We start from the raw sequence: 15,779 nt of genomic DNA, 5'->3' as shown, positions 1-15,779 counted from the left end.
TTAAGGTCTTGATGGTCTGCCGCCACCGCCGCCGCTGCTGCTGCCGGTACTGCGTGAACTGCCGCCCGAGCTTGATGCCGGAGAAGGTGATGGCTGCGTGGATGTACGTTCAATTTGCGGTTGCCTGTAAACAGGCTGTGCATCACGCGTAGGCGCCGCATCCGTGCGGGCCGGGCGTGCATAACGGGTGCCATTGTTATTATTATAGCTGTTATTTCCGCTATTGCTGGTACCGTTACTATAGGTGTTTGTTCTGCTGCCCAATGGTCTGTTACGGCCTCCGGGAACGTAGCCTATGCCCGAAACAGCGCTGCTAACAGGCCTGCGGCCCCCGCTGCCCGCGAAAGGATTGCCATTGCCACGGTAAGGACGTGCTGTACCCGATGAAGCATAGCCACCACCATAGTAACCGCCATAACCACCGTATCCGTAACCGCCGCCATAATAGCCGCCGTAGCCGCCATATCCGTAGCCGCCGCCATAATAACCGCCGTAGCCATAACCTAATCCTAAGCCAAGGCCGCCGTAATAACCACCGTAGCCCAATCCCCAGCCACCATAGCCATATCCGAGGCCGCCGTAATAGCCGCCTAAGCCGCCATATCCGTAGCCAAGGCCATAGTTGTAATAAGGATAGCTATTGTATGCCGAATAAAAGTCATCGTAATAGCCAAATGGTGACAGGTAACTGAAACGGTTTATACGTGCAGAATAATCGTCGTAATAAAAGTAATCATCATCGTCGTCGCTGTAGCCATCCTGTGCAACCGGGGTTTGGTTGTAGGCTGGCTGCTGGGCATAAACCGGTTCATCGGCCGCTCGTGCATCAGAAAAATAAACATTATCATTACTTTGGTTTGATGCAAGCTTGGTTGTGGAGCAGGAACTCAATGCCATGGCACCGATAATAAACATTCCTATCGCGATGTTCCGTTTCATATGCAGGTAAGTAAAAAGTGCAAGGTCAAATAAGTTTTAAATTTATAAATTTGGCAGCAATATACAACAATTACACAAGTCCAAATTCTATCCAATCAATATGAGCAAAGGTGTTATTAGTAAAGACGAAGATTATTCGCAATGGTTTAACGACTTAGTAATTAAATCTGACATGGCCGAGTACTCGCCGGTTAGGGGCTGTATGATCATTAAACCGTACGGCTATTCGATATGGGAAAAGATCCAGGCGGTGCTTGACGGGATGTTTAAAGATACCGGGCACAGCAATGCTTATTTCCCGCTTTTAATACCCAAATCTTTTTTTAGTAAAGAAGCCAGCCATGTTGACGGTTTTGCAAAAGAATGTGCAGTGGTAACCCACTATCGCCTCAAAAATGATGGCGAAGGAAATATAATTGTGGATGAGGAGGCCAAACTTGAAGAAGAGCTGATTATCCGCCCTACATCCGAAACCATTATCTGGAACACTTACAAAGGCTGGATCCAATCATACCGCGACCTGCCTATCCTGGTTAACCAATGGGCCAACGTAATGCGCTGGGAAATGCGCACGCGTTTGTTTTTACGTACCAGTGAATTTTTATGGCAGGAAGGCCACACTGCCCACGCAACAGCCGATGAGGCTATAGCCGAGACTGAGCAAATGCTGAACGTGTATGCCGATTTTGCCGAAAACTGGATGGCTTTACCTGTAGTAAAAGGCCGTAAGACAGCTAATGAGCGCTTTGCCGGTGCTTTGGATACTTATTGTATAGAGGCGCTGATGCAGGATGGTAAAGCTTTGCAAGCCGGCACATCGCACTTTTTGGGGCAGAATTTTGCTAAGGCGTTTGATGTGAAGTTCACCAATAAGGAAAATAAAATTGAACACGTTTGGGCAACCTCATGGGGGGTATCAACCCGTTTGATAGGTGCGCTGATCATGGCCCATAGTGATGATGCCGGCCTTGTATTGCCTCCAAAACTGGCGCCAATACAGGTGGTAGTAGTGCCAATTTATAAACATCAGGAAGAGCTGGATAATATAAGCGCTTACGTTGATTCGTTAAAAAAAGAGCTTAAGGGCAAAGGCATTTCGGTAAAATTTGATAACCGCGATACCCATCGCCCGGGAGCTAAATTTGCCGAGTACGAGCTGAAAGGTGTGCCATTGCGTGTAGCCATTGGCAGCCGTGATATGCAGAGCGGAACTGTTGAGCTGGCCCGCCGTGATACTAAAACCAAGGAGACTACCACGCAGGAAGGCCTTGCCGGCAAAATAGAAAACCTGCTGGAAGAGATCCAGAACAACATCTACAAAAAAGCATTCGATTTTCGCGCCGAAAATATGACCGAGGTTGATACCTGGGATGAGTTTAAACGCATGCTTGACGAGCAACCAGGCTTTATCAGCGCCCATTGGGATGGCACATCCGAAACCGAACAAAAAATAAAAGAGGAAACTAAGGCGACAATCCGTTGCATACCTTTGGATAACAAACAGGAAGAAGGTAAATGTATTTTTACCGGTAAACCGTCTGCACAGCGGGTTTTATTTGCAAGGGCGTATTAAGCTTTAGGTGGGTGGTTGATTGGGTTGATTAGGTGAGTGGTTTATTTTGGGTGAATGATTGATTGAGTTGATTAGGTGAGTGGTTGGTTTTAAGCTCCATTTGCAGTAGTCTGTGTTTCTTAATAATTTTATAATCTGTTTAACCTAAGTAACCAATCACTAAATTAATATTCGATGGCCTCATTCACTGATCTTGAAACATGGAAGCAAGCAAGAAAGATTAGAAATATGATATCCGGGCTTGTAAAAGAGTTTCCTGTTGAAGAAAAGTACAGACTGACAGATCAAATTGTTCGTTCATCACGCTCCATTGGTAATAATTTAGCAGAGGGACACGGTAGATTTCATTACCAGGACAATATTCGCTTTTGTATAATGGCACGAGGTTCGTTAACTGAAACACTCGACCATTTGATCATAGCGTTGGATGAAGAGATTATAACAAACGAAACACTACAGCAGTTTCAGGCAGAATACGATAGTTGCCTGAGATTAATAAACGGTTACATTCAATATTTAAAAAGTAAGAAAGTTGATGGGGCGTGAATGGTGAGTGGTTGATTTGGAGAATGGTTAATTTAAAAAATGCTAACAACCACTCACTTAATCAACCAATCAACCACTCACTAAAAAAGACAACCACTCACTCAATCAACCAATCAACCAATCACCAAATATGAAATTCGCAACTAAAGCAATACACGCAGGGCAGGAGCCCGATCCAACTACAGGCGCTATCATGACGCCGATATATCAGACATCTACCTACTGGCAAAAATCGCCGGGGGATAATAAGGGTTATGAGTACTCGCGTGGTACTAACCCTACCCGTAAGGCGCTTGAAGATTGTTTGGCGGCTTTGGAAAATGCAAAGTTTGGCCTTGCCTTTTCAAGCGGTATGGGTGCTACCGATGCAGTAATGAAACTGCTTGCGCCAGGCGATGAAGTAATTACAGGTAACGACCTTTATGGTGGTTCATACCGGATCTTTACCAAGATCTTTGCTAACTATGGTATTAAGTTTCATTTTTTGGATCTGTCTGATCCGGAGCTTGTGCGTGCCCACGTTAATGATAAAACCAAATTGGTTTGGATAGAAACGCCAACTAACCCAACCATGCGCATTGTGGATGTAGAAGCTATTGGTAAGATTACCAAAGAAAAGAACCTGCTTTTTGTGGTGGATAATACCTTTGCATCGCCTTACCTGCAAAACCCGATTGATCTGGGTGCTGATATTGTGATGCACTCGGTAACCAAATACATAGGCGGCCATAGCGATGTGGTAATGGGTGCACTGATGCTGAATGATGAAGAGCTTTATAAAAAGCTTTGGTTCATTTATAATGCCTGTGGCGCTACGCCGGGTCCAATGGATAGCTTCCTGGTGTTGCGTGGTATCAAAACCCTGCACCTGCGCATGAAAGCGCATTGCGAGAACGGCCGCCAGATAGCTGAATTTTTGAAAGATCACCCTAAAGTTGAAAAGATCTACTGGCCTGGTTTTACCGATCATCCAAATCATGACATCGCAAAAAAACAAATGCGCGATTTTGGGGGCATGATCAGTATCGTACTGAAAGGTGCCGATTTGCAGGAAACGTTCCGCATTGCATCGTCATTCAAAGTATTTTCATTAGCCGAATCATTAGGCGGTGTGGAATCGCTAATCAATCACCCGGTAAGCATGACCCACGGTTCAATCCCCAAAGCCGAACGTGAAAAAGCTGGTGTGGTTGATAATCTTTTGCGTTTAAGTGTAGGAGTAGAAGATATCGAGGATTTGCTGGAGGATATTAAGCAAGCTCTTGCTTAGTTGATTAAGTGAATGGTTGATTAGGTGAGTAGTTGGTTTTAACCACTCACTTAATCAACCTAATCAACCACTCACCATTTAAATCATGACCGAAAACCTCAAAGCTTTCCTCGATGCTAAAGTAGCCCAATATAACCGCCCCGAATTTATTGAGAATGATCCGGTAACCATCCCGCATATGTTTAGCCAAAAGCAAGATATCGAGATCATGGGCTTTTGGGCTGCTACTTTAGCCTGGGGGCAACGGGTTACCATCATCAAAAAATGTAAAGAACTGATAGTCCTGATGGATGGTGCGCCTTATGATTTTATCATCAATCACGAAGAGCCTGACCTGAAAAAGCTGTTGCAATTTAAGCACCGCACTTTTAATGATGTGGATACATTGTACTTCATCGCATTTTTCAGGCAGCATTATGAACGGTTTGAATCGTTAGAAGACGCATTTATTCCCGAAGACGGTGCTTACTCCCCCTTTAGGGGGCTGGGGGGCTTTCGCTCATACTTCTTTTCTTTACCTGATTTTCCTCATCGTACCAAAAAGCATGTATCGTCGCCTTCGCAAAAATCAACCTGTAAACGCCTGAACATGTTTTTACGATGGATGGTACGCAAAGATGATAATGGCGTTGATTTCGGTATCTGGAACCGCATAAAACCTGACGACCTGATCTGCCCGCTTGATCTGCATGTTGACAGAGTTTCCCGCAAACTCAACCTCATTACCCGCAAACAAACCGACTGGCAAACAGCAGTTGAACTAACCGAAAGGCTCCGTGAGCTTGACCCGAATGATCCGGTTAAATATGATTTTGCTTTATTTGGATTGGGGATTGAAGAGAGGTGGGGTGTACAGTTTTAAACTTTCTTTCTTCCCAAAGTTACTGAGTTTGTTTATCATCGCCCCGGATCGATGACCACTACCGAGTTTGGACTGTCTGCACGACGCATTTTCACCAATTTATCGTTTTCAAAATAATAATACATACGTTCACCATTATTTCCTATTACTCTTCTATAAACAGTATGGCCTTTGGTTGCTTCCATAATAGTCAGGTTATTTTTATGCGACGCGGTAAAGTCTTGTTCGCTCATACCGATTTGATAATCAGGGATACCATGATTTTTTTTAAGGACGTCGCAGCCTGTGATAATAGACAGTACGGAGAAAATAAATAATAGTTTTTCATTGTGATTAATTTAGTAGTACGATATATAGCTGTACGACTTATCACAACTGCAAAGGTTTATTATAATACATACTGAAAATATAACGCCTTGCTATACTGGAAGATTAGTTTATAGCGGCATGTCAATAAGTGCCGGGTTATGCTTCTTCCTTAAAATAAACCTTATAATAATTCATCGCCCGGCCATCATCAAAGCCTTTCTCAATTAACTCCTTATCGCCATGAATATAGATGTGGAAGTTTTTATCAAGTTTAAGGACGCTTTTGTAAACACGAGCCTGTTTTTTTACAGCATTTTCTGATATCACAAAATTATCGGCAATAGGGCTGTCAAACTCCTGCTCGTACTGGTTTTTGAAAGTTTTGAACGATTCAATGGCCTGTTCGTTACCAATCACTTCATTCGAAAACTCTTCCATATCAAAGGTTTCTTTTTCCTTGAAATATTTCATGGAGCGGTTCAGCAGGTCGATCTTATCGGCTTTGCTCATCTCAAATTCTTCGTCAATTTTTTCGGTGATGAAGTTTTTGTAAATGCCAAGGGTATTGTTGGTTTGGTTGAAGCTGTCATTACGGATCTTCAGTTGTAAAAACTGATCTTTCCAGTACATGGCCGCTTCCTGGCCGCTGTTGGTTTTATCAACCACCACTACCTTATATCCGTTTTCTTTTTCGATGTTGAAGATCAGCACACCTTTGTCCAGCTTGTTGATGTTGATGGCATCCTGTTCGTAATCAACCTGGAAACCGCCTTTGTCCGGGTACACTTTGAGGTAGGTTTCCTTATTTTCTGATTTGAAGATACCAATGGCATCCAGCGGGTTGCCTTCTATTTGAACTTTGTTAAAATACACCACATAAAGCTCACCGCCTTTGATGTTGGGGTGAACGGTAACCTTGTACAAATGTCTCGCTATTTGCTCAGATGCCTCGTGGAATTTGGTGTTATCGTCAAACACCTGCGTAGCAAAGTGGTGCAACTCGTTCAGTCCCAAATCACCACTGCTGTGCGTTAGGTGATAAACCTCGTTAGCCTTTTCAAAAGGTTTCAGAAAATACTGCATAAGCAGGTTGGGGATGATCTCATCCTTTAATTCCAACGGTTGTTCAGAAAGGGCGTACATCTCTTCCTGCGATTGGTTACCGACATGATGCACCGAAATGGTTTCGAGCGAAGCTTCAAAAAAAGTTACCATAATTGCCTGCGAAGGTAAAGATTTTAGTTAATGGTTCATGGATCATAGTTCATGGTGCGCCTGCGTTTTTCATGTTCAAGTCATATGGAGATGGATTAGAATGAGTCGGTGAGAAAAATCACCACGAAATAACGACCTTTGCACTTTGGTAAATTAGACAGGCGTTAGCCATGATCTATGAACCATTAACTATCAGCAAAAAAATGACAGATAATACCGATACTATAGTTGCCCTTGCCACACCGAACGGGGTGGGCGCCATAGCAGTGATCCGCCTTTCAGGCGCTAATGCCATAAACATAGCAAATAGCGTATTTAAAGGCAAAGACCTGAGCAAACAGGCATCACACACTATTCATTTCGGCAGTATTGCCGATGGCGACTTGACTTTGGACGAGGTGCTGGTATCGGTGTTTGTTGGTCCGCGGTCATATACCCGCGAAAATGTGGTTGAGATTTCGTGCCATGCTTCAGGTTATATTATTGAAAGTATTATCAAATTGTTTATCAAAAAAGGCGCACGCTCAGCCAAACCCGGCGAATTTACTTTAAGGGCCTTCCTGAACGGCCAGCTTGATCTGAGCCAGGCCGAAGCTGTTGCCGATCTGATCGCTTCCAACTCTAAAGCATCGCAGCAGGTGGCCCTGCAGCAGCTCCGTGGCGGCTTCAGTACACAGTTGCAGGCCCTGCGTGAGCAACTGGTAAACTTTGCCTCGCTCATTGAGCTGGAACTTGATTTTGCTGAAGAAGATGTGGAGTTTGCCAATCGTGCCCAGTTGAAACAATTGATCCATGAAATTGCCAAAATCGTAGGCCGGCTTATCCAATCTTTCGAGTTAGGAAATGCTATTAAAAACGGTGTAAATACAGTAATAGCAGGCAGACCTAATGCCGGTAAATCAACCCTGCTTAACGCCCTGCTTAATGAAGAGCGTGCCATAGTGAGCCACATCCCTGGTACCACAAGAGATACGATTGAGGAGGTACTGAATATCCAGGGCATTAATTTCAGGCTTATTGATACCGCCGGGATCCGCGAAGCTACCGATGCCATTGAACAGATAGGGGTACAACGTACTATGGAAAAGATCAGCCAGTCGGCCTTGTTGGTTTATGTTTTTGATGCTGCGGAGATTACTATCGAAGACCTGAACAATGATATTGCCAGCCTGCAAAAGCCCGGAGTTACCATGCTGGTGGTAGCCAATAAAGCCGATCTGCTGAATAAGCCGGAAAGTCAGAAAGTCGGAAAGTCTGAAAGAAGCTTCGCTGACTTATTTGCTAATTACGGTTTTGATGAGCACGATTTATCCACTTCTGCAATCCCCGACTTCCGGACTTTCGGACTTCCGGACATTATTTTTATTTCGGCCAAAGAAAAAAGCCATATTGATGAGCTAAAGCACAAAATTTATTCATCGGCAGTAAAAGACCAGCTTAGCGGCGATGAAACGCTGGTGACCAATATTCGCCACCTGGAAGCCCTGCAAAAAACTGAAGAAGCACTTGTAAGGGTGTTGGGCGGTATAGATGGCAGTATCACTTCAGATTTCCTGTCGATGGATATTAAGCAGGGACTTCACTATTTGGGTGAGATCACGGGAGTGGTTACTACTGATGATTTGCTGGAGAATATATTTAGTAAGTTTTGTATCGGAAAATAGGCCGTCAAAATCAAACAAACTCAAACTTCTTTTAATTAAAGTAAGCCGCTTAATTACAGAGTTATGCGATTTTTTATTTGCGCTCAGTTTTTTCAAATTGTTCCCGATTTGATTGTTCCTGACCCTCAAATGTTCCTCAAGACCCAATTTGTTCCTCAAGCAAAAATCAAGGGTGAAATCATTGCGCTTATTTACACTTAATGTCATTTAATGGCACTTAATGAAACGTATTCTATCTTACCATGAGTTCCAATATCAGAATAACCAAAATATGCCAGCATTGCCGTTAACGTTCTCATAATTTTTAATTTCCAGGGGCCCGGAACAGCCCTACATTGTTTTGAAACATAACTGTAAAATATGGTAATGATTTTTAATTGTTGTTTTAACAATCTATTGATTACATTTGATCAGCCAATAATTAACCTGCTTTCTGTAGTTATTTTAATTTTTTACAGTTAGATATATAATGTTTACCTGTCGGTAGCCGGTTGAAAGTAAATGTAATATCAGTGTTTTTAATTGTTATTAAAACAATTAAAATAAAAGCAACCAAATACAATTTATGATTATGTTTAAGAACCAGAAGATCCTTTCCTATGTAGCCCTGATACTGGGCTCCTTCGCCCCGGCGGCCTTACTTCACGCCCAAACCACCACTAAGCTTACCCTTCAGTTTGATCAGCCCGGGGCCAGCGTGAGCCCCAGGTTGTACGGACTGATGACAGAAGAGATCAATTATTCTTATGACGGCGGTATTTATGGAGAACTGCTCAGGAACAGGAGTTTTAAAGACAACCAGAAAGCGCCTGATCACTGGCGCTTGTTAAAAGAAAAGGGTGATACATCTGCCATTATGCTCGATTATAAAAACCCGGTGAATGACGCGCTTACAACCAGTTTGCACTTACAGGTAGCTGCCGGGGATAAAAAAACGGGGATTGCCAATGATGGTTTCTGGGGAATACCGGTTAAACCATCAACCACTTATAAAGGCAGCTTTTTCGCCCGGGCCGGCCAGGTTAACAACAGCACTTTAACTGTAAGCATCGAGGATACGGTAACCAACGTTGCTTATGCATCGGCAATAGTTACCGGCATTGATAATGGTTGGAAAAAATTCAGCGTCAGTTTAACTGTACCGGCAACTGTCAAACCTACATCGGCCACTCGTTTCGTTATTCGCCCGAATGCTGCTGGCAGTTACTGGTTTAGCCTGGTATCGTTGTTCCCACCAACGTTTAATAATCGCCCGAATGGCAACAGGGCGGATATTATGCAGCTGCTGGCCTCCATGAACCCAGCCTTTTTGCGGTTACCCGGCGGCAATTACCTGGAAGGTGAAATGTTTTCGACCCGGTTTGACTGGAAAAAGACGCTGGGCCCGGTTGAAGGCCGGCCAGGCCACAAAGGAACCTGGGGGTATCGTTCGTCAGATGGAATGGGCCTATTGGAATACCTGTTATGGTGCGAGGATCTGCATATGGAGCCGGTGCTTGCCCTGTTTGCCGGGTATACGCTGAACACAGATCATATTGAGGCAGGGCCGCTGCTGAAGCCATTTGTGGACGATGCGCTGGAAGAAATAGAATATGTAACAGGCGATACCACCACCGTATGGGGTAAGCGCCGTGCCCTTGACGGACATCCCGCACCATTTAAGCTTAACTTTGTTGAAGTAGGTAACGAGGATGGTTTTGACCTTTCGGGCAGTTATGATGGCCGCTTTGCGCAGTTTTTTGACGCCATCAGGGCAAAATATCCCGAATTGCAGGTGATCTCGACCGTAGGCGGAAAAGACTGGCTGGGGCAAAGGGTACCACTGACTAAACGCCGTCCTGATGTGTATGACGAGCATTATTACAGGAGTGCATTTGATATGGAAAGCGATGCCGACCATTATGATAAATACGACAGAAAAGGCCCGAAGATATTTGTAGGAGAATGGGCTACACGTGAAGGTAAACCTACACCTAATTTTAATGCCGCCCTCGGAGACGCCGCCTGGATGACTGGGATGGAGCGTAATTCGGATATTGTGGTGATGTCATGCTATGCGCCGCTGTTTGTAAATGTTAATCCGGGGGGAATGCAATGGTCGTCAGATCTGATAGGCTATAATACACTTAACAGCTATGGTTCGCCATCATTTTATGCGCAGCAAATGTTTAACAATTACAAAGGTGACAAGGTGGTGAACATTACGGGCGAAGGTATCCCTACCCAATTGCAGCGGCTCTCACATAAAGACTCCGTTAGTAATGTGAAGCCCAAAACCTATCCATCCCTGTTTTACGTAGGCACGCGCGATTCCAGAACAGGGACGCTTTACTTAAAAGTTGTCAATGCCGCGGGCAGCGCGGCGCCGGTTTCTTTTAATTTTAACGGTGCGGGCACGTTAAAATCCAATGGCAAAATTGTGGTGCTTAAAGCCGAAAAGCCAGAGGATACCAATTCGATCACCGAGCCTAAAAAGATCGTTCCGGTAACATCTGTGCTCAAGGGGATTAAAAAGGACTTTAATTATACGTTTCCCGCATACTCTATCAGCGTATTGCAGATCGAAGCAAAATAATAAACAAGTTGTTGCAATCGCAGCAATCGTGGGCTTTACAGTGTCAATCTGGTAGCTTGCGATTGCTGCGTTTACACGCTTATACCCCCCCCGCTGAAAACTGTTAATGTTTGATGAACCGCAGTATGCCGAACGACACGTACGGTGGATGTGAGAGGACAGTAAGGCGAAATTAAGGTGTTTTTTTTTGTTAATATCGGAGGGTGTTTACCTGCTTTTGTACCTGAATTAAATCCAAAAGGCTATTTGCATCTTACACTAACCAACCTTGCCAATAAACTGGTCAAGATCGTCGTCTTTAGCTAATTTAAGTTTTTGTTTAAGCCTGTACCTGGCCATGCGGATACTTTTTGGCTCAACGCCGAGGCGGTTAGCTATTTCCTTGGTATCAAGTCCCATTAAAATATATGAGCAATATTTTAGGTCGAGGCGGGTAAGGCTGTTTTCGGCTTGTTGTTGCAGGGCATTGAAAAAACCGGGACGACTTTGGCTTATGACCTGCTGCTCATCAATGTTTTTATCCATCCGCAGGTTTTGGTTGATGATGCGGCCCATCTGCCTGGCCACAGCCGGCGAACCGGCTTTGCGCGATTTCTCTTTTAACAACTCGAGGATAGCGTTCTTCTCTTCAATTTTCAGTGAGCCGGCCAGCAACTCTTTTTCCAGCCATTCGGTGCGGTCCTGTAACAACTCCTGCCGGGCCTTTGCATGGGCATGTTCTTTTTCGCGCAGGGAGCTCTGCAGTTCCGCCTCCTGTTTCTCCAGCATCAGGCGCTGGGCTTCGGCTTGTTGTAATTGTGCCAAAAGTTTTATTTCTTCTTTCTCCTGTTCGGTAAGCTGTTTTTGCTGCTGCGATGCTTTTAGCTTGTAATGGTAAGAGCTTAACAGCAGCCCGAGTAAAATGATACTTGCCGACCCGATAGCTACATAAAGCCAGTTGAGTTGTTTATTAAAATCGGCGCGTTCGCGCAGGCGGGCTATCTCGTTTTCTTTAAGTACAGATTGATATTCCTCTTCAAGTTGTTGCACGGTAGCCAGTTTCTGGCTGTCAAATACCTTGCTGTAGTAGTCGATATATTTTTTGTAATAATCAAGCGCTTTGCCCTTGTCGCTGCTTTTTTCGGCTACGTTTGCCAATCCCAGCATTAACCGCGACCGTGTGATATCGACACCGGGGGCAGAATCCTTTAATTCGGATATGCCGGTGAGCAGGTATTGTTCTGCCTTTTCGGGCGATCCGTCGCGAAGCGCATATTCGCTCAATATGCCGTAGCAATTGGCAATTATTTCCTTACCGTTGGTGCGCCTGGCAATATCAAGTGCTATGTTAACATAATTATAAGCGCTGTCTTTATAAGCGGGAGGATAGTATTTGAAATAACTGTTTGCCATATTGAGGGCCGTTGCCGAAGCGTTACTTTGTAAAAGTATTTTTTCTGTATTATGCCGGTAAGTGGCTAAAGCAGCCCGGTAATATACCATTGACGAATCAAGCAGCGCACGCCTGGTCCTATTCTTTTCAAACGCCGAAAAAAAACTATGGCCCAGGGTCATGTAACCTAACAATAAATCATCCGGATATAGGCTTCGCTTTGCTGCCGCGAGGCAATCGGACGCGTATTTCCGCTGTTTAAGGGTATCACTGCCGTAAGCGTAAATGCTTGCTATGTAATGGTTGATGAGTGTTTTATAGCTGTAGGCGCGCCGATTGTCAGTGTATTGTATCAGCTGTTCTGCTTTCAGCAAACCCGACATGGCCTTTTCATTATTGCCTTTTACCAGTTCCAGCCAGCCTTTGCGTAGCCAGGCAAAAGAAACCAGCACGTTATTTTTTGATTTTGCTGCAATCTGAACTGCGCTGTCGATAAAGAGGGCAGCCCGGTGTTGCTGGTTTTTCTGCATTAGTAAATACCCCATTGTAGCATAGCAAAAGGCGGTTGCGCCGACATCTGCGTTCTCTTTTGCCATGGTTATAGCCTTGCCAGCGTTTGCTATGGACGCGTCAATGTTTTTCTCAACAGTAGCCCGGGCAAGTTCGGCCATCACAATAGGTTTTTCGTGGTTACCGGCAGTTTTTAAAACTTGCTTCAGTGAGTCGGTTACGAGTGATTGGGCCTGGGTTATGGTTGTGTATGAGGTTAAAAAAAGGCAGGTTATTGTGGCGGCTATATTCTTCAAAGACATATAAGAGATATTATTTCTTGCTTTAGGTATTACCCGGGTAATAAACTGATAACGAAATATCTTCATTATAACACAGAAGTTTAAGTAATTGTTGTAGATGATTTGTAGACACTGTTAATCAGGATTGTAGACGCCTTGTAGTCGTCGTTTTTTTTGAATCGGGGTATCTGGGCGACTAATTTTGGGCCACATCATTTATCGTTTAACCTTAAAAAACAAAAAGTTATGACAAACAAAAGCATGGCCATTGTGGCTTACATCACTATTATTGGTTGGATCGTATCTTATCTTGAATATAAAAAGCGCGCCGATAAAAGCCCTTTGGTTAATTACCACCTCGGCCAGTCGCTTGGCCTCATTATTTTATCAGTTATCCTGGGAGTTGCTCTTGCAGTATTGGCGGCAATTGTCCCGGTCCTTTCAGTTGTATCGATGGTTATCAGCATCCTTACGTTTGTATTGCTGCTGCTGGGTATTATAACCGCCAATAATGAGGCCATCAAACCGTTGCCTGTAGTGGGTAAATTGTTTGAAGGCAAATTTGATTTCTCCAAATAATTCCCATCCAAAGGCGGGCAAACGGCGATGTACTGAAAGCCATTTTTACCTTTTTACCTATCACTATATTTTAATTAACGAACCTGGATCGTCAACAAATGTCGGCTTTCCGGGTTTTATATCAATTCAACAGGCTGTATGCTGTTACAATCATCGCAGGTGCCTCCAGATGGTACCGAAGAGCTTTTAATTATTGACCTGATTGGCCAGGGCCGTTACGCCGAAGCATACCTGCTTTTAAAAACGGAAACGCCTCAGCGGCCGGCCGGCATGTTTAACCTCGCTTTATGTTTTTACTGGCTTGGCAGCTATCGCGAAACACTGGTATGCCTTGATAAAGCGCAGATGTTGCTGCCAATTGATCGGGGCATATTAAGCCTTAGCAGCGATAATTTTTATAAAGCCATCAGGGAGAAGCAGAACCTGACCGATGAATATAAACTGCCTTTCACGTCAAAATATATTGCCTTGTTTGGTGAGTTGGCGAAGGACAATATCACGCGGCTTAAAACAGATTGCTGGCTGCAGCTTGAAGTATATCAAAAGGTTATTGAGATTGCTACCCCCATTGCGCATAAAAATTATAAAAACATTGCCAATGCGTTGCAGATAGCCAAAGAACGAATTTAGTTATGACAAACGAATTTAACCAGATCAGGGATGCTTATCATCGCAACATGTTTAATCCGGCGCCCAACGCCGTTGATGTTATAGGCATGTATAAGGATTTAGCTGATATTCATATTGTAAATGAGCAGGAAGAAAACCTCTTTCACCTCGCAGCCCGTTTTACCCATCCGGAAGCCATTCGGTTTTTGGCGGAAGCAGGTTTGAAACCCGCGGCCGACAAATACGGCAACACGGCTTTGCACGCGCTTATTACCACCAGGTTTGATCTGCAGGGCAACTCACCCGAAGATAAGGCAAAAAAAATATTTGATACCGCCACTGCGCTGCTGGAACTCGGTATCAATCCTAAAAAGAAAAACGACTCGGGCAAGTTAGCCTATTTTGAGGCTGGTCAATTATACATGTACCCTTTTATCGAAGCTATGGGCATTGCCGGCGTAAAGATGGATGCAACGGAATCGGAAGGAAAAAATCTTTTACATGTTATCTGTGATAAACTGGTACACCGCAAAACCATCCCCGGAGCCATAGATGCCGCAACGAAGACTGTAAAGGTATTGAGGGAAAAAAGCGGTATTGATACAGAGGATAAAGACATATTTGATACAACACCCCTTACTTATGCACAGCGCAGCGGGGTAAAGGAAATAGCCACACTGTTATCGGGCGATGAAACCGACATAGCTACCGGAGGAATGAGCATTCATGAGGCAGTATTGAACCGTGATGTTACAGCCGTAGAGGCACTCATTAAAGCCGGGGCAGATCTGAACGATTTTTCTGATCAGTACAAGCGCACTCCTTTAATGCTGGCCTGTGAGTACCCTTCAGAACCAATGGTTCAGTTACTGGCCGAAGGTGGCGGAGATGTGAATTTCAAGACAGGTAATGGCGATACCGCTGTTTTTATACTGCTTACCAGGGCTGTGAGTAATTTTGGCAGGGGCATAAGCCGCGACCTGAAAGATATTGTGAAAATGCTGCGTATATTGATCAAGCACGGGCTTGATCTTGACGCCGCGGTGAATAATGATGGAGATACTGCTTTAAACATAGTATGCCAGGCGGGTTATCTGGCCGATTTGAATATTGTACTGGCAGAAGAATTGGTTGAAGCCGGCTGCGACATTAATAAACCTAATGTTTGGGGCAAAACACCGCTGATGAGTTTTGCACAAAAAGGTAACGAAATTAAATACAGTATTGCCGAACTGCTGCTGGATAATAACGCCGACACCACCTACGCCGATAAAACCGGCAACACTGCATTGATGTACGCTGCTGCAAATGGTGATAAAATGTCGGGCAAAAAGATAGTTTCGTTGTTATTGGACAAAGACAGTTCGACAGTTGAAAATGTAAATAATGCCGGTCAAACAGCTGTGGATGTAGCCGTTCAGCATAATAACGAGGCTGTTGTTAAACTGATGCTTGCATAGCCGGTGATAAAAATA

Annotated in this window: 13 protein-coding genes; 9 read left to right on the top strand and 4 right to left on the bottom strand. The window is 44.3% G+C overall.

Annotation, left to right across the window (positions count from 1 at the left end; all coding sequences use genetic code 11):
• Positions 1–939 carry a hypothetical protein gene (locus SNE26_RS15895; protein ID WP_321554923.1) on the bottom strand — a complete coding sequence of 313 codons (939 nt, stop codon included), beginning with the start codon at positions 937–939 and terminating at the stop codon, positions 1–3.
• A 100-nt stretch (positions 940–1,039) separates the two neighbouring features.
• Here SNE26_RS15895 and proS point away from each other — a divergent pair, with 100 nt between their 5' ends.
• The 4 genes from proS (at position 1,040) to SNE26_RS15875 (ending at position 5,190) form a co-directional block, all read left to right on the top strand.
• The gene (proS, locus tag SNE26_RS15890) at positions 1,040–2,512 is read left to right on the top strand and encodes a proline--tRNA ligase (RefSeq protein ID WP_321554922.1); all 1,473 of its coding nucleotides are present in this window, start codon (positions 1,040–1,042) and stop codon (positions 2,510–2,512) included.
• 174 nt (positions 2,513–2,686) lie between these two features.
• Positions 2,687–3,058, top strand: a complete 372-nt coding sequence (locus SNE26_RS15885) for a four helix bundle protein (protein WP_321554921.1) — start codon at positions 2,687–2,689, stop codon at positions 3,056–3,058.
• 130 nt (positions 3,059–3,188) lie between these two features.
• Complete coding sequence (locus SNE26_RS15880; RefSeq protein ID WP_321554920.1) at positions 3,189–4,328, top strand: cystathionine gamma-synthase; 1,140 nt, start codon at positions 3,189–3,191, stop codon at positions 4,326–4,328.
• Between the two features lie 85 nt (positions 4,329–4,413).
• Positions 4,414–5,190: a TIGR02757 family protein gene (locus SNE26_RS15875; protein WP_321554919.1), complete on the top strand. Its 777-nt coding sequence runs from the start codon at positions 4,414–4,416 to the stop codon at positions 5,188–5,190.
• 35 nt (positions 5,191–5,225) lie between these two features.
• Here SNE26_RS15875 and SNE26_RS15870 read toward each other — a convergent pair whose 3' ends face one another.
• Positions 5,226–5,423 carry a hypothetical protein gene (locus tag SNE26_RS15870; RefSeq protein ID WP_321554918.1) on the bottom strand — a complete coding sequence of 66 codons (198 nt, stop codon included), beginning with the start codon at positions 5,421–5,423 and terminating at the stop codon, positions 5,226–5,228.
• Positions 5,424–5,655: 232 nt separating this feature from the next.
• Positions 5,656–6,714, bottom strand: a complete 1,059-nt coding sequence (locus SNE26_RS15865) for a nucleoid-associated protein (RefSeq protein WP_321554917.1) — start codon at positions 6,712–6,714, stop codon at positions 5,656–5,658.
• A 203-nt stretch (positions 6,715–6,917) separates the two neighbouring features.
• Here SNE26_RS15865 and mnmE point away from each other — a divergent pair, with 203 nt between their 5' ends.
• Together mnmE and SNE26_RS15855 are read left to right on the top strand one after the other, a co-directional pair.
• Positions 6,918–8,378 carry a tRNA uridine-5-carboxymethylaminomethyl(34) synthesis GTPase MnmE gene (gene mnmE, locus SNE26_RS15860; RefSeq protein ID WP_321554916.1) on the top strand — a complete coding sequence of 487 codons (1,461 nt, stop codon included), beginning with the start codon at positions 6,918–6,920 and terminating at the stop codon, positions 8,376–8,378.
• A 571-nt stretch (positions 8,379–8,949) separates the two neighbouring features.
• Complete coding sequence (locus SNE26_RS15855; protein WP_321554915.1) at positions 8,950–10,953, top strand: alpha-L-arabinofuranosidase C-terminal domain-containing protein; 2,004 nt, start codon at positions 8,950–8,952, stop codon at positions 10,951–10,953.
• A gap of 258 nt (positions 10,954–11,211) precedes the next feature.
• Here SNE26_RS15855 and SNE26_RS15850 read toward each other — a convergent pair whose 3' ends face one another.
• Entirely contained in the window at positions 11,212–13,203 is a 1,992-nt protein-coding gene (locus tag SNE26_RS15850; protein ID WP_321554914.1) for a LuxR C-terminal-related transcriptional regulator, read from the bottom strand.
• A gap of 159 nt (positions 13,204–13,362) precedes the next feature.
• On the opposite strand from SNE26_RS15850, the gene SNE26_RS15845 reads away from it, so the two are divergent.
• The 3 genes from SNE26_RS15845 (at position 13,363) to SNE26_RS15835 (ending at position 15,764) form a co-directional block, all read left to right on the top strand.
• Positions 13,363–13,695 (top strand): DUF4870 domain-containing protein, encoded by a 333-nt coding sequence (locus SNE26_RS15845; protein WP_321554913.1) that lies wholly within the window; start codon positions 13,363–13,365, stop codon positions 13,693–13,695.
• Positions 13,696–13,833: 138 nt separating this feature from the next.
• Positions 13,834–14,325, top strand: coding sequence for a hypothetical protein (locus tag SNE26_RS15840; protein WP_321554912.1), 492 nt, complete (start codon positions 13,834–13,836; stop codon positions 14,323–14,325).
• Positions 14,326–14,327: 2 nt separating this feature from the next.
• Entirely contained in the window at positions 14,328–15,764 is a 1,437-nt protein-coding gene (locus SNE26_RS15835; protein WP_321554911.1) for an ankyrin repeat domain-containing protein, read from the top strand.
• Positions 15,765–15,779: the final 15 nt, after the last annotated feature.

The sequence above is a fragment of the Mucilaginibacter sp. cycad4 genome, assembly GCF_034263275.1.
GTDB lineage: Bacteria > Bacteroidota > Bacteroidia > Sphingobacteriales > Sphingobacteriaceae > Mucilaginibacter.
Note: the sequence above shows the minus strand (reverse complement) of the source record. Positions and strands in the feature narration are given on the sequence as shown.

Coding starts and splice junctions, on each gene's coding strand:
- SNE26_RS15895 (WP_321554923.1), bottom strand. CDS start 939: ATGAAACGGAACATCGCGATAGGAATGTTTATTATCGGTGCCATGGCA.
- proS (WP_321554922.1), top strand. CDS start 1,040: ATGAGCAAAGGTGTTATTAGTAAAGACGAAGATTATTCGCAATGGTTT.
- SNE26_RS15885 (WP_321554921.1), top strand. CDS start 2,687: ATGGCCTCATTCACTGATCTTGAAACATGGAAGCAAGCAAGAAAGATT.
- SNE26_RS15880 (WP_321554920.1), top strand. CDS start 3,189: ATGAAATTCGCAACTAAAGCAATACACGCAGGGCAGGAGCCCGATCCA.
- SNE26_RS15875 (WP_321554919.1), top strand. CDS start 4,414: ATGACCGAAAACCTCAAAGCTTTCCTCGATGCTAAAGTAGCCCAATAT.
- SNE26_RS15870 (WP_321554918.1), bottom strand. CDS start 5,423: ATGAGCGAACAAGACTTTACCGCGTCGCATAAAAATAACCTGACTATT.
- SNE26_RS15865 (WP_321554917.1), bottom strand. CDS start 6,714: ATGGTAACTTTTTTTGAAGCTTCGCTCGAAACCATTTCGGTGCATCAT.
- mnmE (WP_321554916.1), top strand. CDS start 6,918: ATGACAGATAATACCGATACTATAGTTGCCCTTGCCACACCGAACGGG.
- SNE26_RS15855 (WP_321554915.1), top strand. CDS start 8,950: ATGTTTAAGAACCAGAAGATCCTTTCCTATGTAGCCCTGATACTGGGC.
- SNE26_RS15850 (WP_321554914.1), bottom strand. CDS start 13,203: ATGAAGATATTTCGTTATCAGTTTATTACCCGGGTAATACCTAAAGCA.
- SNE26_RS15845 (WP_321554913.1), top strand. CDS start 13,363: ATGACAAACAAAAGCATGGCCATTGTGGCTTACATCACTATTATTGGT.
- SNE26_RS15840 (WP_321554912.1), top strand. CDS start 13,834: ATGCTGTTACAATCATCGCAGGTGCCTCCAGATGGTACCGAAGAGCTT.
- SNE26_RS15835 (WP_321554911.1), top strand. CDS start 14,328: ATGACAAACGAATTTAACCAGATCAGGGATGCTTATCATCGCAACATG.